Raw genomic sequence first — 17,630 nt, 5'->3', positions numbered from 1 at the left:
CAGACGACAAACCACAAACCAAGGAGACAAACACCATGAACATCCATCGCATCGCCGCGCTGTCGGCCGTGGCCCTGGCCGCATCCTTCGCGTCCTCGGGCGCCTTCGCACAATCCAAGTGCGGCCTGGGCAATGGCAAAAAAGCCAGCGGCGAACCCATTGCCATCGGGGCCGTGGTCGGCAAGACGGGGCCGGACGATTTCAGTTCGTCGGCACAGGCGGCCGCAGCCTATTTCAAGTGCGTGAACGAGAACGGCGGCATCCACGGCCGCCCGGTGGAGTACCTCGTTGCCGACGACCAGTGGAACCCGGAGACGGCCGCGCAGGTGGCCAGCAAACTCGTCAAGGACCGCAAGGTGGTGGCGCTGGCAGGCAACACCAGCTTTGTGGAGTGCGGCGCCAACGCCAAGATGTACGCCGACGAAGGCGTGATGGTGGTGGCCGGCACCGGCGTGCCGCGCGAATGCTTCAACGCGAAGAACTATGTGCCCGTCAATTCCGGCCCGCGCATCAGCGCCACCATCGCCGCGATGTATGCCGCGCAGGCCTACCAAAGCAAGAAGATGGTCTGCATCATCCCCAACATCCCGAGCCTGGGCAACTGGGCCTGCGAAGGGCCCAAGGCCTGGGGCAAGGCCCATGGCGTCGAGGTCGAGACCATCGCCATCGACCCGGGCTCGGCCGACGCCACCTCGGTGATGCTGCAGGCGGCGTCCAAGAAGCCCGACACCATCATCATGAACGTGCCCAAGGGCATCCTCGTGCCCATGCTGGCTGCAGCGGAGCAGCAGAACCTGGGCAAGAAGATCCACTTCGTCTCCGCGGCGCCGGCTTACAGCGCCGATGTGCCCAAGGCCATCGGCCCGTACTGGAACAAGAACTTCGCCGTCAACCTGGAGTTCAACCCGCTGGAGTCCCAGGGGCCCGACAACCTGAACTGGCAGGCCGTCATGAACTCCCATGGCGCCAAGACCGATCCGCGCGACACCTTCTCGCAGGCCGGCTACCTGGCGGCCCGGCTGCTCACGGAAACGCTGCTCAAGATGGACCCCAAGAAGATCGACCGCGCCTCCGTCACCGAGGCGCTGCGCAAGGTGGGCGACTTCCGCAGCGACATCCTGTGCAACCCCTTCTACGTGGGCGCCGGCAGCCGCCACAACGCCAACAACGCAGGGCCCATGGTGGTGGTCGATGGCAACGGCTTCACCGCCGTCTCCAAGGGCTGCCTGACGGCCGACGACCCGGAGCTGGTCGATGTGCGCGCCGACGAGAAAAAGCTCGGCCTGAAGTGACACCGCACTGTGATGTGACCAGGATTGCTTGCCATGCCTGACTTGTTGCCTTTTGTGATCTCCGGCCTCGGTGTGGGCGCGGTCTACGCGCTGTCCGGGGTGGGGCTGGTGGTGCTGTACCGCTCGTCCGGGGTGTTGAACTTTGCGTTCGGCGCACTCGGTGCGCTGGGGGCCTATGTCGCCTGGTCGATGCTGGAGGCCGGCTGGCCGCAGGTGCTGGCCTGGGTGGCCAGCATGGTGGTGGCCATGGCGCTGTCGCTGGCCTACGGCCGCCTGATCGCGCCGCACCTGGCGCAGCGCAACCCGACCATCCGGGGCATCGGCACGCTGGGGTTTGCGCTGGTGGTGCTGGGTTTCACCGAATGGTTTTGGGGCGAGCAGCCCCGGCGCCTGGTGCTGCCCACCGATGCCGGGGCGCTGGAGCTGGCCGACGTGCGCCTGACCTATACCCGGGTCATCGGCCTGGCCCTCGCGGTGGCGATGATGGCGGGCATCGGCCTGCTGCTGGCGCGTACGCGGGTGGGGCTGAAGATGCGGGCGCTGGCCACCGACCGCGACCTGAGCGCGCTGCTGGGCATTCGCGTGCTGCAGGTGGACACGGTGGCTTGGGTGCTCAGCGGCGCCTTCGCGGGCGTGTGTGGCCTGCTGCTGGCCAACATCGTGCGCCTGCAGGCCACGCTGCTGACCTTCCTGGTGATCCCCGCATTTGCCGCCGCCATCATCGGCCGGCTGGAGTCGCTGCCCGCCACGGTGGTGGGGGGCATCCTCATCGGCGTGCTGGAGGCTGTGGCCATCGTGGTCCCCGGCCTTGCCGCCTTCCGCAGCGCGACGCCCTTCCTGGTCGCGCTGCTCATGATCGCTTTCCATCCATCGAACACCCGCGTGGCCTAGGCATGACGCCCATCTCCTTGATTGCAAGTAGTCCCATGACAAGTCCCCCTCTCGATGCGCTGGAGGCCGCGCTGGACCGGGTGCGGCGCCAGCGGCTGCGCGCGCTGCTGGTGATGCTGGGCACGCTGCTGGTGCTCGGCACCGTGCTGCCCTGGCTGGCCAACGCCTACTGGACCAAGACCTTCAGCTCAGCCCTTGCGCTGTCGGTGGCGGCTGCGGGCGTGGGGCTGCTCTACGGCCAGCTGGGCCTGGTGTCGTTGTGCCAGTTCGCACTGCTGGGCATCGGCGGCTGGGTGGCGCTGCGCATCAGCCACGGCAGCGGGCTGCCGTTCGAGCTGTGTGTGCTGGCGGCGGGCCTGGTGTCGGCACTGGTGGGCATGCTGGCGGGCCTGCCGGCGCTGCGCCTGAAGGGGCTGTACCTGGCCCTGGTCACCCTCATGCTCGCCGGCGGCTTTCAGGTGGTGATCACGGTCGTGGGTTTTCCGGACGGCGGCCCGGGCTGGCTGGGCCGGGTGGAGGGGAGCGAGCGCCTGCTGATGGCGCGCCCGGCGGTGGCCACCTCCGACTCTGCCTACCTGCGTTACGTGGCGCTGTGGTTGGCGGCCGTGCTGGCGCTCATCGAGCTGCACCGCCGCACGCGCGCGGGCCGCTCCTGGGCGCTGATCCGCCGGGGCGAGGCCGCCGCCGTGGGGGCCGGGGTCAACGTGCTGCTCTACCAGACCTGGGCCTTCGCGCTGGCCGGCTTCTGTGCCGGTGTGGGCGGTGCCCTGCTGGCAGGTGGGGTGGGGCAGCTGGACGGGCGGGCCTTCGGGGCCAGCGAGTCGGTGATGCTGTTCGCGCTGTCGGTGGTGGGGGGCGTGCACCACTGGCTGGGCGCCCTCATCGCGGGCCTGCTGCTGCGTGCGGTGCCGTCGCTGCTGACCGATTTCAACGTCAACGGCTTTCTGGCCATGGTCTTTTTTGGCGCGGCCTTGCTGCATGCGCTGATCACGGCGCAGGAGGGCGTGGCCGGGCAGGTGCTCGGCCTTCTGAACTGCGTGCGGGCCCGCTGGGCTGCAGGGAGCGCCCCATGATCGCCATCGGCAACCTGACGGTGCAGTTTGGCGGCGTCAAGGCCCTCACACAGCTGGATGCGGTGCTGGACCACCCGGTGTGTGGCCTCATCGGCCCCAACGGTGCGGGCAAGACGACGCTGGTCAATGTACTCAGCGGGCTGGTGCAGCCGCGCACCGGCCACATCGCGGTGGACGGCGCTGACCTGCTGGCCCTCACGCCGGCGCAGCGTGTGCGCTTCGGGCTGCGGCGTTCGTTCCAGACCGAGCAGGTGGTGGAGGATCTGGATGTGTGGAGCAATGTGCTGGCCATGCTGGACCATGTGCCGCACGAGCGCGCGCGCGCCAAGGCCGAGGTGGGGCGCGTGATCGACTACGTGGGTCTGACCCCTGTGGCCACGGTGCTGGGGGCCCGGCTGAACCTGTTCCAGCGGCGCATGGTCGAGGTGGCCAAGGCCCTGGTGGGCGCACCCCGCCTGCTGCTGTTCGACGAACCCGGTGCGGGCCTGACCGAACAGGAGGCCGTCTTCCTACGCCGTGCGCTGTTGGGCATCCAGGATTTCTGCGGTGCGCAGGTGCTGTTGATCGACCATGACGTGGACCTCATCAAGGCGACCTGCACGCAGACCCTGGTGCTGGATTTCGGCCAGCGCCTGGCACTGGGCCCGACGCATGAGGTGCTTGAAGACCCTGCGGTGCGCCGCGCCTACCTCGGTACGGAGGAGTGAAAACCATGCTGAGTATGAACAATCTGGTGGTGCAGCGTGGTGGCAAGAACGTGCTGCATGGGGTGTCGCTGCAGGTGGCGCCCGGGCAGATCACCGCGCTGGTGGGGGCCAACGGGGCGGGCAAGTCCAGCCTGGTCATGGCGCTGGCGGGGGCGCTGCCCCTGGTGTCCGGCAGCATCGAGCTCGACGGGGCGGCGCTGTCGGGGCGCAGGCCCGAGGCGGTGCGCGCCGCGGGGGTGGCGGTGGTGCCCGAGGGGCACCGCGTGCTCGGGGACTTGTCGGTGCGCGACAACCTGCGCGCCGCAGCCACGGCCTGGCCCGCACGCCAGGTGCAGGCAGAGGTAGACCGTGTGCTGGCGGTGATGCCTGAGCTCTCGGAGAAGCTGAACGCACTGGGCCGCTCGCTCTCTGGGGGGCAGAAGCAGATGGTGTGTGTGGCGCAGGCCCTGATCGCGCGGCCACGTTACCTGGTGCTCGACGAGCTGTCGCTGGGGCTCGCGCCCACGGTGGTCAAGCGGCTGGTGGCGCTGGTGCAGCAGGTGGCGGCGCAGGGCGTGGGGGTGCTGCTGATCGAGCAGTTCACCAGTGTGGCCCTGGCGGTGTCGCAGGATGCCTATGTGCTTGAGCGGGGGCGGGTGGCGTTTGGCGGCCCCGCACAGACCCTGCGCGAGCAGCCGGACATCCTGCACAGCAGCTATCTGGCGGCCTGAGCCCGCCCCGACAAGGCAACCCGTCCACGAGGGAACAGCATGAAAGACAAGCCAACGGGCCGATCGGTGCCTGCGTACCCAAGCGCATGGAGGGGGCTGTCGCTGGCCGTATCTCTGCTGCTGTGTACGGACCGGGCACTGGCGCAGGCCGCACCTCGGCCACCCATCGTGGTCGGTGCGATCAGCAGCCTCAGCGGCCCGGTGGCCTTCCCGGAATCCACCGACGCGGTGCGCGCATATTTCGAGGTGATCAATGCCGCAGGCGGCGTGCAGGGCCGACCCCTGAAGCTGGTTGTCGAAGATGACAAGGGGGAGCCCGAGCAGGCGCGGCAGGCGGCGCGCAAGCTGGTTGGCACGTTGAACGTGGTGGCGCAGGTGGGCAGTGCCAGCATCGTCGATTGCGCCGCCAATGCCGCGGAATATGCACGCCGTGGCGTTGTGTCGATCCAGGGCACGGGTGTGGAGCCGGCCTGCTTTGAGTCGGCGAACATTGCCCCCGTCAACACGGGGCCGTATCTGTCGGTCGCCACGGCACTGCAGTTTGCCGTCGACGTCCTGAAGCGCCAGCGGCCCTGCGTACTGCTGCTCGAACTGCAGGGCACGGTGCCCGCGTACCAGCGTGTGATCGCGGACTGGTCGCAGCGTGTCGGCCGAAAGCCAGCGCTGGTGGCTGTCTTCACTGGTGGCACCGACCCCGCTCTGCTGTGGCAGCAGGTCGTGCGCGAGCGTTGTGACGCCGTCGTCTACACCGGGGTCGAACCCATGGTCATCGGATGGATGCAGGCTGGCCGCGGTCTGCACGACGTGACCGTGATGCCACGGATTTTTCTCACACCGGCCTATACCGACCGGGTGGCCAGCGTGCTCGGCGATGCCACCGCCAGCCCCATCTACGCGATGTCGGAGTTCGAGCCCTGGTCCAGCCGCTCGGGCTGGCTCAGCGACTGGCGGGCGGTGATGCGAGGCGGCAAGGTGCCGCTGTCGTCGTTCTCGCAGGGCGGCTACATGGCGGCGCAGGTGTTCGTGCGCGTGCTGCGCGGGATCCAGGGCGAGATCACCCGCGCGAGCATTACCGAAGCCTTCAAGCAGATGCCCCCGATGGAGCTGGCCTCAGCCGGCACGCCGTTCCAGTTCGGTGAGGGCGACACCCACAACCCGAACCGGGCGACGCTGCCGGTACGCTTGGACAACGGCCGCTGGCGTATCGCGCACCATAGCTGGATCGTGGTGCCGGAATAGCTGTCTGGGCAACGGGTCAACTTCCCTTCGACACGCGCGCCGACCACCCGCGCGCAGCGAGGCAGCGCGCCCCGTGGCGGGGAGGAAGGGCTCAGTGAATGCCGCGCTTCAGAAACTCGCTCGGTGTGCAGCCGAACTCCTGCTTGAACAGGCGGCAGAAATGCGCGTTGCTGTTAAAGCCCCAGCGATAGGCCAGCGCTGAAATAGAGACCTTCGACGTGTTGGCACCCACCAGGGCCTGTTTGCAGCGTTCGAGCCGCGACAGCCATATCTGGCGATCCAGCGTGTGGGCTTCACCCTGGAACAGGGTATGCAGATAGCGCTTGGAGCAGCGCATTTCCTGCGCGATGCGCTCCACGGTCAGGTCGGCGTCGTCCAGGTGGCTCTGGATGTACTGCCGCACGCGCGCTCGCATCGCCTCGGGCAGCGGCATGCGTTCGGGCGCATCGCCGCGCTGGGCCTGCAGCGCCTGCGCGAGCAGGCCCAGCGTGGTTTCCGACAGGGGCTCGCCCACGGTGTCGGGCAGGGTGCTCAGCTGCGCTGCCAATGCGCCCAGAAACGACGACAGCACCTGGTGCAGGGCCCGCAGTTCGGGGGCATCGGCTTCGCAGGTGTGCAGCGATCCGAGCGGCAGGTGACCGAGCTTGCCACGCGGAATCTGCACCACCAGCTGCCGGATCGATTCCTGCGAAGTGATGGTGTAGGGCACGCGCGGGTCGTACAGGCTCCAGTCGCCGGGTTGCAGGCTGAAATTCGCGTCGCGCTGGCGGATTTCGCTTACGCCCTTGAGCTGCAGCAGCAGCTTGAAACTGTCGTGGCGCGGGTCGCTGGCTGCGCGGTCGCGCAGGATGCGGTGGGCGGGGGCGTCGATGGTCAGCATGCGCAATGCACCGGCCTCCCAGGCCTTCATGCGCGCATCAAAGGGCTCGTCGCCCATGGCCTGCGCCTGCAAGGGGCCAAAGTAATGGTCCGAGGCCGACTGCCATTGCTGGAGCTGTTGCCGCAGCGGCAAACCATGGGTTTCGTGGGTCGCGCATTTCATGCTGTGTCTCCATTGGGGCCCATTCTTCGCGGGCTTGCAGCGCTCGGAAAAGAGCGCGTGATTCCATCACAAAACCACCCGCTGCGGACTGCGGGTTTTCGAGCGGGCCGGGCAGGGAGAGGCAGGTCCAGGCGCATCGCCCCCGGGCAACGGCGTGGCGCGCCGGGCTACCAGTTGCCGTCTTCGCTGTCGGCGGCCGTGCCGAGCTTGGCAATCACTTCGTCCAGCGTGGTGTAGAGGTGCGCAATGAACTCGACACCCAGCTGGTTTTCCAGCTCGCGGTAGGTGGCCTCGATGGTGGGCGCCAGACTGGCGGCCAGGGCCTGGCCTTTGGGGGTGACCGACACCCGCACCCGGCGCTGGTCGTTTTCCAGCCGCTCGCGCAGCACCAGGCCCAGGTCGTCCATGCGCGCCAGGATGCCGGCCAGGCTGGGGCTCGACAGGCGGCAGATGTCGCCGATCTGGCGGGGCTCCAGCGGCCCATGGTCCAGCAGCGCACGGACCACGCGCCACTGTTGCTCGGTGAGGCCGGCCGTGTTGAGGATGGGCTTGAAGCGTGCAAAGACGCTCTCGCGGGCCTGCAGGAACAGCAGTGGCAGGTTGCGGTGGTGGACGAGGTCCAGTGGTTGTGAGTCCATAAACGTGAATCATCCTCGAAACGGGCCGGGGGCCTGGGCACCCGTGTAAACCCGGACAAAAAACAAGCGACAGGCGTTGACTTACTAACATGTTAGCAAATAAGATACTCACATATTAGCAATTAATCGCCATGCATTCAGACCCACGCCATCTGGAGTTCGACGTAGCGCCCTACCGGCTGTCCGGGGTGGTGTACGGAACCCTGCTCAACCACGGGCCCGCCATTGCCGCGCTCGGGGCTGCTGCCGAGCAGCCGCCCTACAAGGCGCCTGCCCAGGCGCCGGTGCTGTACATCAAGCCGCGCAACACCTTGGCGGGCCATGGGGATGCCGTGGTGGTGCCCGCTGATGCCCCCGAGCTGGAGATCGGTGCTTCACTGGGCATCGTCATCGGCCGCACCGCGTGCCGCGTGGCGCCGGAGCAGGCGCTGGCCCATGTGGCGGGCTACACCATCGTGAACGACATCAGCGTGCCGCATGACCTGTTCTACCGGCCCTCGATCCGTTTCAAGGCGCGCGATGGTTTTTGCCCCACCGGGCCTGCGGTGGTGCCCTGCGGCGCGGTGGGCAACCCCGATGTCCTGGAGGTGCGTGTCTGGGTGGACGATGCCCTCGTGCACAGCACCACCACGGGCGAGCGGCGGCGCACGGTGGCGCGCCTGCTGGCCGATGTCACCGAGTTCATGACCCTGTCGCCCGGCGACGTGCTTTTGCTGGGGGTGTCCGCCGGGGCCCCGCGCGTGCGCGCAGGCCAGCAGGTGCGCATCGAGATCGAGGGCCTGGGCCAGCTCGACAACCGGTTTGTGAAAGAAGGAGTCTCGCCATGAAGAAGGCAAGGGTGGCCTATGCAGGCGCGATTCACGAGGCAACGCCCCACGGCGAGCAGATCCGCCTGGCCGATGGCCGCGTGCTGGAGCAGGGCGAGGTGATCTGGCTGCCACCGTTCGAGGTGGGCACCGTCATCGCGCTGGGCCTGAACTATGCCGACCACCTCAAGGAGCTGTCGGGCGAGCTGACCGTGACCACGAAGGACGAACCCCTGGTGTTCCTCAAGGGCCCGGGCGCATTGATCGGCCACAACGGCCAGACACGCCGGCCGGCCGATGTGGCCTTCATGCATTACGAGTGTGAACTCGCGGTGGTGATCGGCAAGACCGCCCGGGGCGTGAAGAAGGCCGACGCGCTGCGGCATGTGGCGGGCTACACGGTGTGCAACGACTACGCGATCCGCGACTACCTGGAGAACTGGTACCGACCCAACCTGCGCGTGAAGAACCGCGACACCTGCACCGTGCTGGGCCCCTGGTTCGTGGATGCGGCCGATGTGCCCGACCCGCACGATCTGCGGCTGCGCACCCTGGTCAACGGCCAGGTGGTGCAGCAGGGGCGCACCGGCAACATGGTCAACGACATTGCCGAGCTGATCGAGTACCTGAGCAGCTTCATGACGCTGCGCGCGGGCGACGTGATCCTGACGGGCACGCCCGAAGGCGTGGTGAACGTCAACGTGGGCGACGAGGTGGTCACCGAGATCGACGGCATTGGCCGGCTGGTGAACACCATCGTGGGCGACGAAACCTTCGGCCGCTGATTTCCCTCCCTAAAAAATCCCTGCATCCTGGAGATTCCTTTCATGCGCATCCAACACCTGATCGGCGGCAAACCCGTCGAAAGCCGCGAATACTTCGAGACCGTCAACCCCGCCACGCAGGAGGTGCTGGCCGAGGTGGCCCGTGGTGGCGAGGCCGAAGTCCATGCCGCCGTGGCCGCTGCCAAGGACGCCTTTCCCGCATGGGCCGGCCTGCCCGCCCCCGAACGCGCCAAGCTTGTGCGCAAGCTCGGCGACCTGATCGCGGCCGAGGTGCCCGCGCTGGCACTGACCGAAACCAAGGACACGGGCCAGGTCATCGGCCAGACCGGCAAGGCGCTGATTCCGCGTGCCGCCGACAACTTCTACTACTTTGCCGAGATGTGCACCCGCGTGGACGGCCACACCTACCCCACGCCCACCCACCTGAACTACACGCTGTTCCACCCCGTGGGCGTGTGCGCGCTGATCTCGCCCTGGAACGTGCCCTTCATGACGTCCACCTGGAAGGTGGCCCCCGCGCTCGCCTTCGGCAACACGGCAGTGCTCAAGATGAGCGAGCTGTCGCCCCTGACGGCCGCGCGCCTGGGCGAGCTGGCGCTCGAAGCCGGCATTCCGGCCGGTGTGCTGAACGTGGTGCATGGGTATGGCAAGGACGCGGGCGAGCCCCTGTGCACCCACCCCGATGTGCGCGCGATTTCGTTCACCGGCTCCACCGCAACGGGCAACCGCATCGTGCAGGCCGCCGGCCTCAAGAAGTTCAGCATGGAACTGGGCGGCAAGAGCCCCTTCGTGGTGTTTGCCGATGCCGACCTTGATCGTGCGCTCGACGCTGCCCTCTTCATGATCTTCTCCAACAACGGAGAGCGCTGCACCGCCGGTTCGCGCATCCTGGTGCAGAAGTCCATCTATGCCGACTTCGCCGAGAAGTTCGCGGCGCGCGCGCGCCGCATCGTGGTGGGGGACCCGCTCGATGAAAAAGCCATCGTCGGCCCGATGATCAGCCAGGCCCATCTGGCCAAGGTGCGCAGCTACATCGAGCTGGGCCCCAAGGAGGGCGCCACCCTGCTGTGCGGCGGCCTCGGCACGCCCGAGCTGCCGGCCCACCTGCAAAAGGGCAACTTCGTGTTGCCCACGGTGTTCGCGGACGTGGACAACCGCATGAAGATCGCCCAGGACGAGATCTTCGGCCCCGTGGCCTGCCTGATCCCGTTCGAGGACGAGGCCGAGGCCATCCGCCTGGCCAACGACATCCAGTACGGCCTGTCGAGCTACGTCTGGACCGAGAACATCGGCCGGGCGCACCGCGTGGCGGCCGGCATCGAGGCGGGCATGTGTTTCGTCAACAGCCAGAACGTGCGCGACCTGCGCCAGCCCTTCGGCGGCACCAAGGGCAGCGGCACGGGGCGCGAAGGCGGCACTTGGAGCTACGAGGTGTTCCTGGAGCCCAAAAACATTGCGGTGTCGATGGGCAGCCACCACATTCCGCACTGGGGCGTCTGAGATGAAGCACCCCCTGAGTCGCTTCGCGCCTTCCCCCCTCTCTCGTATTGCTGCGCAATACGGGAGGGGGACGCCCCCGGTGCGGCGGGGCGGCCCTTGCACGGGGGCACTGGCCTGGGTCGCGCCAGTTTCATGGGCTGTGGGTGTGCGCAGCGAGCGCTATGGATAACTGAGATGCCACCGCGCCGACCCGCTGCAGAAAAGAACCACGACAACGGAGACAACACCCCCATGACCGCCATCCACCGACGCACCCTGCTGGGCGCCGCGGCCACATGGGCCGCCATGCCCTGGCGGGCCCAAGCCCAGGCTGCCTGGCCCACGCGGGCGCTGAAGATCGTCGTGCCCTTCGCACCCGGCGGCACCACCGACTTCGTGACGCGCCTGGTCGCGCTGGAGCTGGCCAAGTCCCTCGCGCAGCCCGTGGTGGTGGACAACAAACCCGGCGCCGGCACCGTGATCGGCGTGGATGCGGTGGCCAAGGCGGCGCCCGACGGCTACAGCTTCGTGACCGTGGCCAACAGCTTCGCGGCCAACCAGAGCCTGGTCAAGCGGCTGCCCTACAACACGCTAGAAGACCTGCGCCCCGTGGCGCTCATGGGTCTGTCGGGGCATGTGCTGGCCACCCACCCGGGCAGCGGCCTGCGCACGCTGGCGGACCTGCGCCAGCAGGCCCTGCGGCGCCCCGGCGTGCTCAGCTATGCCTCGTTTGGCAACGGCACGTCTGCGCACCTGTCGGGCGAGTTGCTCAAGCAGCAGCTGGGCGTGGACCTGATCCACGTGCCCTACAAGGGCCAGGGGCCGGCGCTGGCCGACCTGCTGGGTGGGCAGGTGAGCGTGATGTTCGGCAACTGGCCGGAGTTTCGCAGCCATGTGCAGTCGGGCAAGCTGGTGGCGCTGGGCATGGCCACGGCGCAGCGCTCGGCCCATGCCCCCGACATCCCGACCCTGGCCGAACAAGGCACGCCGCTCGAATCCAACTCCTGGAGCGGGCTGCTGGCACCCGCCGGCACGCCCGACGCCGTGGTGCAGCGCATGAACACCGAGGTCGGCAAGGCCCTGGCCAGCCCCGCCGTCGTGCAGGCGTTTGCGCAGGGCGGCATTGCCGCACAGCCCGGCACGCCGGGGCAGTTTGCGGACTTCCTGCGCAGCGAGATCACCAAGTACGCGGCCATCGCCCGCAAGGCCAACATCCAACTGGACAACTGAGAAAGGCAGGAACCAAGAATGGGACAACTCGCACTGGCAGCCAAAATCACCCACGTACCTTCCATGTACCTGAGCGAACTGGAGGGCCCGCAAAAAGGGTTCCGCCAGGCCGCCATCGACGGCCATATCGAAATTGGCCGCCGCTGCCGGGAGCTGGGCGTGGACACCATCGTGGTGTTCGACACGCACTGGCTGGTGAATGCCAACTACCACATCAACTGCGCGCCGCAGTTCCAGGGGGTGTACACCAGCAACGAGCTGCCCCACTTCATCAGCAACCTGGACTATGCGTTCCCCGGCAACCCGGAGCTGGGGCAATTGCTGGCCAAAGCCTGCTGCGCACAGGGCGTGGAGACCCTGGCCCACCCCGCGACCACGCTGGCGCCCGAGTACGGAACGCTGGTTCCCATGCGCTACATGAACGCCGACCAGTACTTCAAGGTGGTGTCGGTGTCGGCCCTGTGCCAGGTGCACTACCTGGCCGACAGCGCGCGCCTGGGCTGGGCCATGCGCCGGGCCATCGAGGAGCAGTACGACGGCACCGTGGCCTTCCTGGCCAGCGGCAGCCTGAGCCACCGCTTCGCCCAGAACGGCCTGGCCCCCGAGTTTGCCCAGAAGATCTGGAGCCCTTTTCTGGAGACGCTGGACCACCGCGTCATCGAGATGTGGCAGGCGGGCGACTGGGCCACGTTCTGCGAGATGCTGCCCGAGTACGCGGCCAAGGGCCACGGCGAAGGGTTCATGCACGACACCGCCATGCTGGTGGGCGCACTGGGCTGGTCGGAGTACGCGGGCCAGGCGGAGGTGGTGACGCCGTACTTCGGCGCCTCGGGCACGGGGCAGATCAACGCCGTGTTCCCGGTCACGCCGCAGACGGGGCGTGCGATTCCGGCGGCGCAGGCCTCCTCGGCCTCGGGCTACCAGGCTTTCAGCCGCCTGTGATCCGCAACTGAGCCGGAGCCGCGCCATGCCCCACCTGGTCATCCTCTACACCCCCAATCTGGACCAGCCCGCTGCACAAGGCGGCAGCGACATGGCGGCGCTGTGCTGCGCGCTGGCCCAGACCCTGTGCGCCCAGGTGGACGAAGCCGGCAAGCCGGTGTTCCCCACGGGCGGCGTGCGCGTGCTGGCCTACCCGGCGGCGCACTATGCCGTGGCCGATGACGGGGCCGCCGGGTTGGCGGCGGGGGACGGTGCGGGTTATGCCTTCGTCTACCTCAACCTGCGCATGGGCCGTGGCCGTGGCAGCGCCACCCACCTGTCCGTGGGCCGCGCGCTGGAGGCGGCGGCACAGGCCCATTTTTCCGCGCTGCTGGCGTCGCGCCACATCGGCATCACCTTGCAGATCGATGAAGGTCCCGAGGTGTTCGACGCCAAACACAGCTCCATCCACCCCCTGTTCCACAAGCCGGCCCATGGCTAGGCACAACACCATGCTTTCACAAGACACCGTGGGCGCCCTGGCGCGCGCGCTCCAAGAGGCGCGCAAGACCCGCACGCAGCTGCGCCACTTCTCGCTGCAATACCCCGAGATGACCATTGAGGACGGCTACGCCATCCAGCGCGAATGGGTGCGGCTGGAGCTGGCCGAGGGCCGCACCATTAGGGGCCGCAAGATCGGCCTGACCTCGCGGGCGATGCAGATCGCCAGCCAGATCACCGAGCCCGACTATGCGCCGCTGATGGACGACATGTTCTTCGATGCCGGCGGCGACATCCCCGCAGGGCGCTTCATCGCGCCGCGCGTGGAGGTGGAGCTGGCCTTCATCCTGGGCAAGCCCCTGAAAGGCCCAGGCGTGTCGCTGTTCGACGTGCTTTCGGCCACCGACTACGTGGTGCCCGCCATCGAGATCATCGATTCGCGCATCGAACAGTTCGACCGCGAGACCCGCGTGATGCGCAAGGTCTTCGACACCATCTCGGACTTTGCCGCCAATGCCGGCATCGTGCTGGGCGGTCGCCCCGTCAAGCCCCTGGACGTGGACCTGCGCTGGGTGGGCGCGCTGCTGCACAAGAACGGCGTGATCGAGGAAAGCGGCCTGGCCGCCGCCGTGCTCAACCACCCAGCGAATGGCGTGGCCTGGCTGGCCAACAAGATCGCGCCCTACGGCGAGCAGCTCAACGCGGGCGATGTGGTGCTGGCGGGCTCGTTCACGCGCCCCACGGCGGCGGTGGCGGGCGACAGCTTCCACGCCGACTATGGCCCGCTGGGCTCCGTGTCCTTCCGCTTTGTCTGAGGCCTTTGCCATGATGCAGATCCCCAACAACCGGTTTCGCAACGCGCTGCGCGAGGGCCGGCCACAAATTGGCCTGTGGGTCGGACTGGCCGATGCCAACGCCGCCGAGGCGCTGGCCGGCTGCGGCTTTGACTGGCTGCTGCTGGACGGCGAACATGCGCCCAACGACGTGCGCAGCGTGCTCGACCAGCTGCGGGCCGTGGCGCCATACCCCGTGCACCCCGTGGTGCGCCCGGTGCAGGCCGATGTGGCGCTGGTCAAGCAGTACCTGGACGTGGGCGCACAGACCCTGCTCATCCCCATGGTCGATACGCCCGAGCAGGCGGCCCTGATGGTGCGCGCCATGCGCTATGCGCCCGAAGGCATCCGGGGCATGGGCGCCACGTTGGCGCGGGCCTCGCGCTGGAACCAGGTGGAGGACTACCTGAACCGCGCCAACGGCGAGATGTGCTTGCTGGTGCAGGCCGAGACCCCGCTGGCGATGCAGAACCTGCAGGCCATCGCCGCGACCGACGGCGTGGACGGGGTGTTCTTCGGCCCGGCGGACCTGTCGGCCGCGATGGGCTACCGGGGCCAGGCCAGCCACCCCGCCGTGCAACGCGCCATCCTGGAGGGCATTGCCACCGTGCGTGCGGCCGGCAAGGCGGCCGGCATCCTGATGGCGGACCGCCAGCTGGCCCAGAGCTACCTGGATGCGGGTGCCTTGTTCGTGGCGGTGGGCGTGGATACGACGCTGCTGGTGCGCAGCGCCACCGAGCTGGCGCGCAGCTTTGGCCGCAACCCGGTGTCAGCGCCAGTGCCCCTGGCCGGCGGCGGCAACCCCTACTGACAGGCCCATCCACACACAGACAACCCCGCACCGGGCACTGCAGCAGGCAGCGCCCGCAGCGCAGCCTTTTTCCGGTTTCCCCCGAGCCAGCCACCAAGCCGGCCTGTTTTTTCAACCATCCCCTGTGAGGAGACACCCCATGTCCACATTCAATCTCTCCCGCCGCGCGGCCCTGTGCACCGCTGCGATGTCCCTCAGCGGCCTGCCGCTGGCCACCCTGGCGCAGGACAAGCGCCCCCTTGAATGGGTGGTCGGTATGGCGGCCGGAGGCGGCACCGACATCGTGGCGCGCACCGTGGCCGACCAGATGAGCAAGACGCTGAACCAGACCATCGTAGTGGTCAACAAGCCCGGTGCAGCGCACAACATCGCCGCGGACTATGTGGCGCGCTCGTCCACCCCGGCCAACCTGCTGCTCACGGGCGACTATGCCGTGCTGGCCACCAACCCCTGGCTGTACAGCAAGCTGTCGTACAACGCCGACCGGGACCTGTTGTCGGTGGGCATGCTGGTGCGCTTCCCGCTGATCCTGGTGGTGTCGCCCAAGCTGCCCGTCAAGAACTTCAAGGAGTTCCTGGCCTGGGCCAAGGCGCAGCCCGGCGGCGTCAACTATGCATCGCCCGGCGCGGGCACGCCCCACCACCTGACCATGGAGCTGCTGCGCCAGCAGACCGGGCTGAACATGACCCATGTGCCCTACCGCGGAGTCACGCCGGCCATCCAGGACATCATGGGCGGGCAGGTTCCGTTCATGTTCGTCGAGTCGGCAGGGGGCATGCCGAACATCGTGGGCGGCAACCTGCGCGCCATTGGCGTGGCCAGCGCCCTGCGCATGGCCACGCTGCCCGAGGTGCCCACGCTGATGGAGCAGGGCCTCAAGGACTTCGAGGCGTTTGCCTGGCAGGGCATGTCGGTCCATGCGTCCACGCCGCCCGAAGAAATCAAGCGCCTGAGCACGGCCTTGCAGGCCGCGCTGAACTCCACGCCGGTGAAGGCACGTTTCCAGGCCCTGGGCGTGGAAGCCATGCCCGGCACGCCCGCGCAGATGAACACCTTTGCCGCGGCCGAGCGCGCGCGCTGGGGCAAGCTCATCAAGGACATCGGCCTGAAGCTGGAGTGACCCACACGCCAGCCACGCCCGCCACTCCCGCCATGCCCCTCACACCACCGCCCCCAGACCGCTACGCCACCATGCACACCATTGCACTCCAGGACCCCAGCCTGCTCAAGGCCCGCTGCTACATCGACGGCCAATGGGTCGATGCCGCCAACGGCGCCACGCTCGATGTGAACAACCCCGCCAATGGCGCGCTGATTGGCACCATCCCGAACGCGGGCGCCGACCAGACCCGGGCCGCCATCGCGGCTGCCGACCGGGCGTTTGGCCCGTGGAAGGCGCGCACCGCCGAGGACCGCGCGCGCATCCTGCGCCGCTGGTTCGAGCTCGTGCTGCAGCACCAGGAGGACCTGGCCCTGATCATGACCAGCGAGCAAGGCAAGCCCCTGGCCGAAGCCCGGGGCGAGATCGCCTACGCGGCGTCCTACATCGAGTGGTTTGCCGAAGAAGCCCGCCGCATCTATGGCGAGGTGATTCCCTCGCCCTGGCTGGACAAGCGCATCGTCGTGACGCGCGAGCCGGTGGGCGTCTGCGCCGCCATCACGCCCTGGAACTTTCCGGCCGCCATGATCACGCGCAAGGTGGCGCCGGCGCTCGCGGCGGGGTGCACCATCATCGTCAAGCCGGCCACGCAGACGCCGCTGTCGGCGCTGGCCATGGCCGAACTCGCGGCGCGGGCCGGCGTGCCGGCGGGGGTGTTCAGTGTCATCACCGGCGATGCGCGGCCCATCGGCGCGGAACTCACGGCCAGCTCCGTGGTGCGCAAGCTCACGTTCACGGGCTCGACCGAAATCGGCCGTGTGCTGGCCGCGCAATGTGCGCCCACGCTCAAGAAGATGTCGCTGGAACTGGGGGGCAACGCCCCCTTCATCGTGTTCGACGACGCGGACCTGGACGCGGCCGTGCAGGGGGCCATGGCCTCCAAGTACCGCAACACGGGGCAGACCTGCGTGTGCGCCAACCGCCTGCTGGTGCAGGACGGCGTCTACGACGCCTTCGCCGACAAGCTGGCCCGCGCCGTGGCTGCGCTGAAGGTGGGCAGCGGCCTGGAGGAGGGTGTGGACCAGGGCCCACTGATCGATGAGGCCTCGCTGGCCAAGGTGGAGGAGCTGGTGGCCGATGCCAAGGCCCGGGGCGCCCGCGTTGTCACGGGCGGGCAGCGCCACGCGCTGGGCGGCACGTTCTACGAACCCACGATCCTGGCCGACATCACGCCAGAGATGCGCATGGCGCGCGAAGAAATCTTCGGCCCGGTGGCGCCGCTGTTCCGCTTTGGCACCGAGGCCGAGGCGATCCAGATGGCCAACGACACCGAGTTTGGTCTCGCGGCCTACTTCTACTCGCGCGATGTGGGGCGGGTCTGGCGGGTCAGCGGCGCGCTGCAGTACGGCATGGTGGGCATCAATGCGGGCGTGATCTCCACGGCGGTGGCCCCGTTCGGCGGCGTCAAGCAGTCGGGCATGGGGCGCGAGGGCTCGGCGCATGGCATTGAGGAGTACGTGGACACCAAGTACCTGTGCATGGGCGGGGTGTGAGGCCCGGGCCCCCGGGGCCG

18 protein-coding genes are annotated in these 17,630 nt (G+C 68.2%); 16 read left to right on the top strand and 2 right to left on the bottom strand.

Annotated features, from left to right (window positions below):
* The first annotated feature begins 35 nt into the window (after nt 1–35).
* Genes DBV10_RS10520 through DBV10_RS10495 form a run of 6 tightly spaced genes read left to right on the top strand, consistent with a single transcriptional unit; the run spans nt 36 to nt 5,912 of the window.
* Complete coding sequence (locus DBV10_RS10520) at nt 36–1,292, top strand: ABC transporter substrate-binding protein (protein WP_124513316.1); 1,257 nt, start codon at nt 36–38, stop codon at nt 1,290–1,292.
* A gap of 33 nt (nt 1,293–1,325) precedes the next feature.
* A complete protein-coding gene (locus DBV10_RS10515; protein WP_124513314.1) occupies nt 1,326–2,183 on the top strand; it encodes a branched-chain amino acid ABC transporter permease in 858 nt (285 codons plus the stop codon).
* 35 nt (nt 2,184–2,218) lie between these two features.
* Nucleotides 2,219–3,256: a branched-chain amino acid ABC transporter permease gene (locus DBV10_RS10510; RefSeq protein WP_124513312.1), complete on the top strand. Its 1,038-nt coding sequence runs from the start codon at nt 2,219–2,221 to the stop codon at nt 3,254–3,256.
* Nucleotides 3,253–3,963, top strand: a complete 711-nt coding sequence (locus DBV10_RS10505; protein WP_124513310.1) for an ABC transporter ATP-binding protein — start codon at nt 3,253–3,255, stop codon at nt 3,961–3,963. The genes DBV10_RS10510 and DBV10_RS10505 overlap by 4 nt, the downstream gene beginning before the upstream one ends.
* Nucleotides 3,964–3,968: 5 nt before the next feature.
* Complete coding sequence (locus DBV10_RS10500; RefSeq protein WP_124513308.1) at nt 3,969–4,673, top strand: ABC transporter ATP-binding protein; 705 nt, start codon at nt 3,969–3,971, stop codon at nt 4,671–4,673.
* Nucleotides 4,674–4,712: 39 nt separating this feature from the next.
* A complete protein-coding gene (locus tag DBV10_RS10495) occupies nt 4,713–5,912 on the top strand; it encodes an ABC transporter substrate-binding protein (protein ID WP_124513306.1) in 1,200 nt (399 codons plus the stop codon).
* Nucleotides 5,913–6,003: 91 nt separating this feature from the next.
* Here DBV10_RS10495 and DBV10_RS10490 read toward each other — a convergent pair whose 3' ends face one another.
* Entirely contained in the window at nt 6,004–6,954 is a 951-nt protein-coding gene (locus DBV10_RS10490; RefSeq protein ID WP_124513304.1) for an AraC family transcriptional regulator, read from the bottom strand.
* Between the two features lie 167 nt (nt 6,955–7,121).
* The gene (gene hpaR / locus DBV10_RS10485; RefSeq protein WP_124513302.1) at nt 7,122–7,592 is read right to left on the bottom strand and encodes a homoprotocatechuate degradation operon regulator HpaR; all 471 of its coding nucleotides are present in this window, start codon (nt 7,590–7,592) and stop codon (nt 7,122–7,124) included.
* A 131-nt stretch (nt 7,593–7,723) separates the two neighbouring features.
* Here hpaR and DBV10_RS10480 point away from each other — a divergent pair, with 131 nt between their 5' ends.
* The 10 genes from DBV10_RS10480 to DBV10_RS10435 all read left to right on the top strand — a co-directional run bounded on the left by DBV10_RS10480 (nt 7,724) and on the right by DBV10_RS10435 (nt 17,610).
* Nucleotides 7,724–8,419 (top strand): fumarylacetoacetate hydrolase family protein, encoded by a 696-nt coding sequence (locus tag DBV10_RS10480; protein WP_124513300.1) that lies wholly within the window; start codon nt 7,724–7,726, stop codon nt 8,417–8,419.
* Nucleotides 8,416–9,183: a fumarylacetoacetate hydrolase family protein gene (locus tag DBV10_RS10475; RefSeq protein ID WP_124513298.1), complete on the top strand. Its 768-nt coding sequence runs from the start codon at nt 8,416–8,418 to the stop codon at nt 9,181–9,183. Before DBV10_RS10480 ends, DBV10_RS10475 begins: the two co-directional genes overlap by 4 nt.
* A 42-nt stretch (nt 9,184–9,225) precedes the next feature.
* Entirely contained in the window at nt 9,226–10,683 is a 1,458-nt protein-coding gene (gene hpaE, locus DBV10_RS10470; protein ID WP_124513296.1) for a 5-carboxymethyl-2-hydroxymuconate semialdehyde dehydrogenase, read from the top strand.
* A gap of 231 nt (nt 10,684–10,914) precedes the next feature.
* The gene (locus tag DBV10_RS10465; protein ID WP_124513294.1) at nt 10,915–11,892 is read left to right on the top strand and encodes a tripartite tricarboxylate transporter substrate binding protein; all 978 of its coding nucleotides are present in this window, start codon (nt 10,915–10,917) and stop codon (nt 11,890–11,892) included.
* A gap of 18 nt (nt 11,893–11,910) precedes the next feature.
* Nucleotides 11,911–12,834, top strand: a complete 924-nt coding sequence (gene hpaD, locus DBV10_RS10460; RefSeq protein WP_124513291.1) for a 3,4-dihydroxyphenylacetate 2,3-dioxygenase — start codon at nt 11,911–11,913, stop codon at nt 12,832–12,834.
* 25 nt (nt 12,835–12,859) lie between these two features.
* Entirely contained in the window at nt 12,860–13,315 is a 456-nt protein-coding gene (locus DBV10_RS10455) for a 5-carboxymethyl-2-hydroxymuconate isomerase (RefSeq protein ID WP_124513289.1), read from the top strand.
* Between the two features lie 10 nt (nt 13,316–13,325).
* The gene (hpaH, locus tag DBV10_RS10450) at nt 13,326–14,129 is read left to right on the top strand and encodes a 2-oxo-hept-4-ene-1,7-dioate hydratase (RefSeq protein WP_124513287.1); all 804 of its coding nucleotides are present in this window, start codon (nt 13,326–13,328) and stop codon (nt 14,127–14,129) included.
* A gap of 13 nt (nt 14,130–14,142) precedes the next feature.
* Nucleotides 14,143–14,958: a 4-hydroxy-2-oxoheptanedioate aldolase gene (gene hpaI / locus DBV10_RS10445; protein ID WP_148090339.1), complete on the top strand. Its 816-nt coding sequence runs from the start codon at nt 14,143–14,145 to the stop codon at nt 14,956–14,958.
* A 139-nt stretch (nt 14,959–15,097) separates the two neighbouring features.
* A complete protein-coding gene (locus DBV10_RS10440) occupies nt 15,098–16,078 on the top strand; it encodes a tripartite tricarboxylate transporter substrate binding protein (RefSeq protein ID WP_124513283.1) in 981 nt (326 codons plus the stop codon).
* Nucleotides 16,079–16,149: 71 nt separating this feature from the next.
* Nucleotides 16,150–17,610 carry an NAD-dependent succinate-semialdehyde dehydrogenase gene (locus tag DBV10_RS10435; protein ID WP_124513609.1) on the top strand — a complete coding sequence of 487 codons (1,461 nt, stop codon included), beginning with the start codon at nt 16,150–16,152 and terminating at the stop codon, nt 17,608–17,610.
* Nucleotides 17,611–17,630: the final 20 nt, after the last annotated feature.

It is taken from the genome of Acidovorax sp. FJL06 (assembly GCF_003852545.1).
GTDB lineage: Bacteria > Pseudomonadota > Gammaproteobacteria > Burkholderiales > Burkholderiaceae_C > Acidovorax.
Note: the sequence above shows the minus strand (reverse complement) of the source record. Positions and strands in the feature narration are given on the sequence as shown.

Coding starts and splice junctions, on each gene's coding strand:
- DBV10_RS10520 (WP_124513316.1), top strand. CDS start 36: ATGAACATCCATCGCATCGCCGCGCTGTCGGCCGTGGCCCTGGCCGCA.
- DBV10_RS10515 (WP_124513314.1), top strand. CDS start 1,326: ATGCCTGACTTGTTGCCTTTTGTGATCTCCGGCCTCGGTGTGGGCGCG.
- DBV10_RS10510 (WP_124513312.1), top strand. CDS start 2,219: ATGACAAGTCCCCCTCTCGATGCGCTGGAGGCCGCGCTGGACCGGGTG.
- DBV10_RS10505 (WP_124513310.1), top strand. CDS start 3,253: ATGATCGCCATCGGCAACCTGACGGTGCAGTTTGGCGGCGTCAAGGCC.
- DBV10_RS10500 (WP_124513308.1), top strand. CDS start 3,969: ATGCTGAGTATGAACAATCTGGTGGTGCAGCGTGGTGGCAAGAACGTG.
- DBV10_RS10495 (WP_124513306.1), top strand. CDS start 4,713: ATGAAAGACAAGCCAACGGGCCGATCGGTGCCTGCGTACCCAAGCGCA.
- DBV10_RS10490 (WP_124513304.1), bottom strand. CDS start 6,954: ATGAAATGCGCGACCCACGAAACCCATGGTTTGCCGCTGCGGCAACAG.
- hpaR (WP_124513302.1), bottom strand. CDS start 7,592: ATGGACTCACAACCACTGGACCTCGTCCACCACCGCAACCTGCCACTG.
- DBV10_RS10480 (WP_124513300.1), top strand. CDS start 7,724: ATGCATTCAGACCCACGCCATCTGGAGTTCGACGTAGCGCCCTACCGG.
- DBV10_RS10475 (WP_124513298.1), top strand. CDS start 8,416: ATGAAGAAGGCAAGGGTGGCCTATGCAGGCGCGATTCACGAGGCAACG.
- hpaE (WP_124513296.1), top strand. CDS start 9,226: ATGCGCATCCAACACCTGATCGGCGGCAAACCCGTCGAAAGCCGCGAA.
- DBV10_RS10465 (WP_124513294.1), top strand. CDS start 10,915: ATGACCGCCATCCACCGACGCACCCTGCTGGGCGCCGCGGCCACATGG.
- hpaD (WP_124513291.1), top strand. CDS start 11,911: ATGGGACAACTCGCACTGGCAGCCAAAATCACCCACGTACCTTCCATG.
- DBV10_RS10455 (WP_124513289.1), top strand. CDS start 12,860: ATGCCCCACCTGGTCATCCTCTACACCCCCAATCTGGACCAGCCCGCT.
- hpaH (WP_124513287.1), top strand. CDS start 13,326: ATGCTTTCACAAGACACCGTGGGCGCCCTGGCGCGCGCGCTCCAAGAG.
- hpaI (WP_148090339.1), top strand. CDS start 14,143: ATGCAGATCCCCAACAACCGGTTTCGCAACGCGCTGCGCGAGGGCCGG.
- DBV10_RS10440 (WP_124513283.1), top strand. CDS start 15,098: ATGTCCACATTCAATCTCTCCCGCCGCGCGGCCCTGTGCACCGCTGCG.
- DBV10_RS10435 (WP_124513609.1), top strand. CDS start 16,150: ATGCACACCATTGCACTCCAGGACCCCAGCCTGCTCAAGGCCCGCTGC.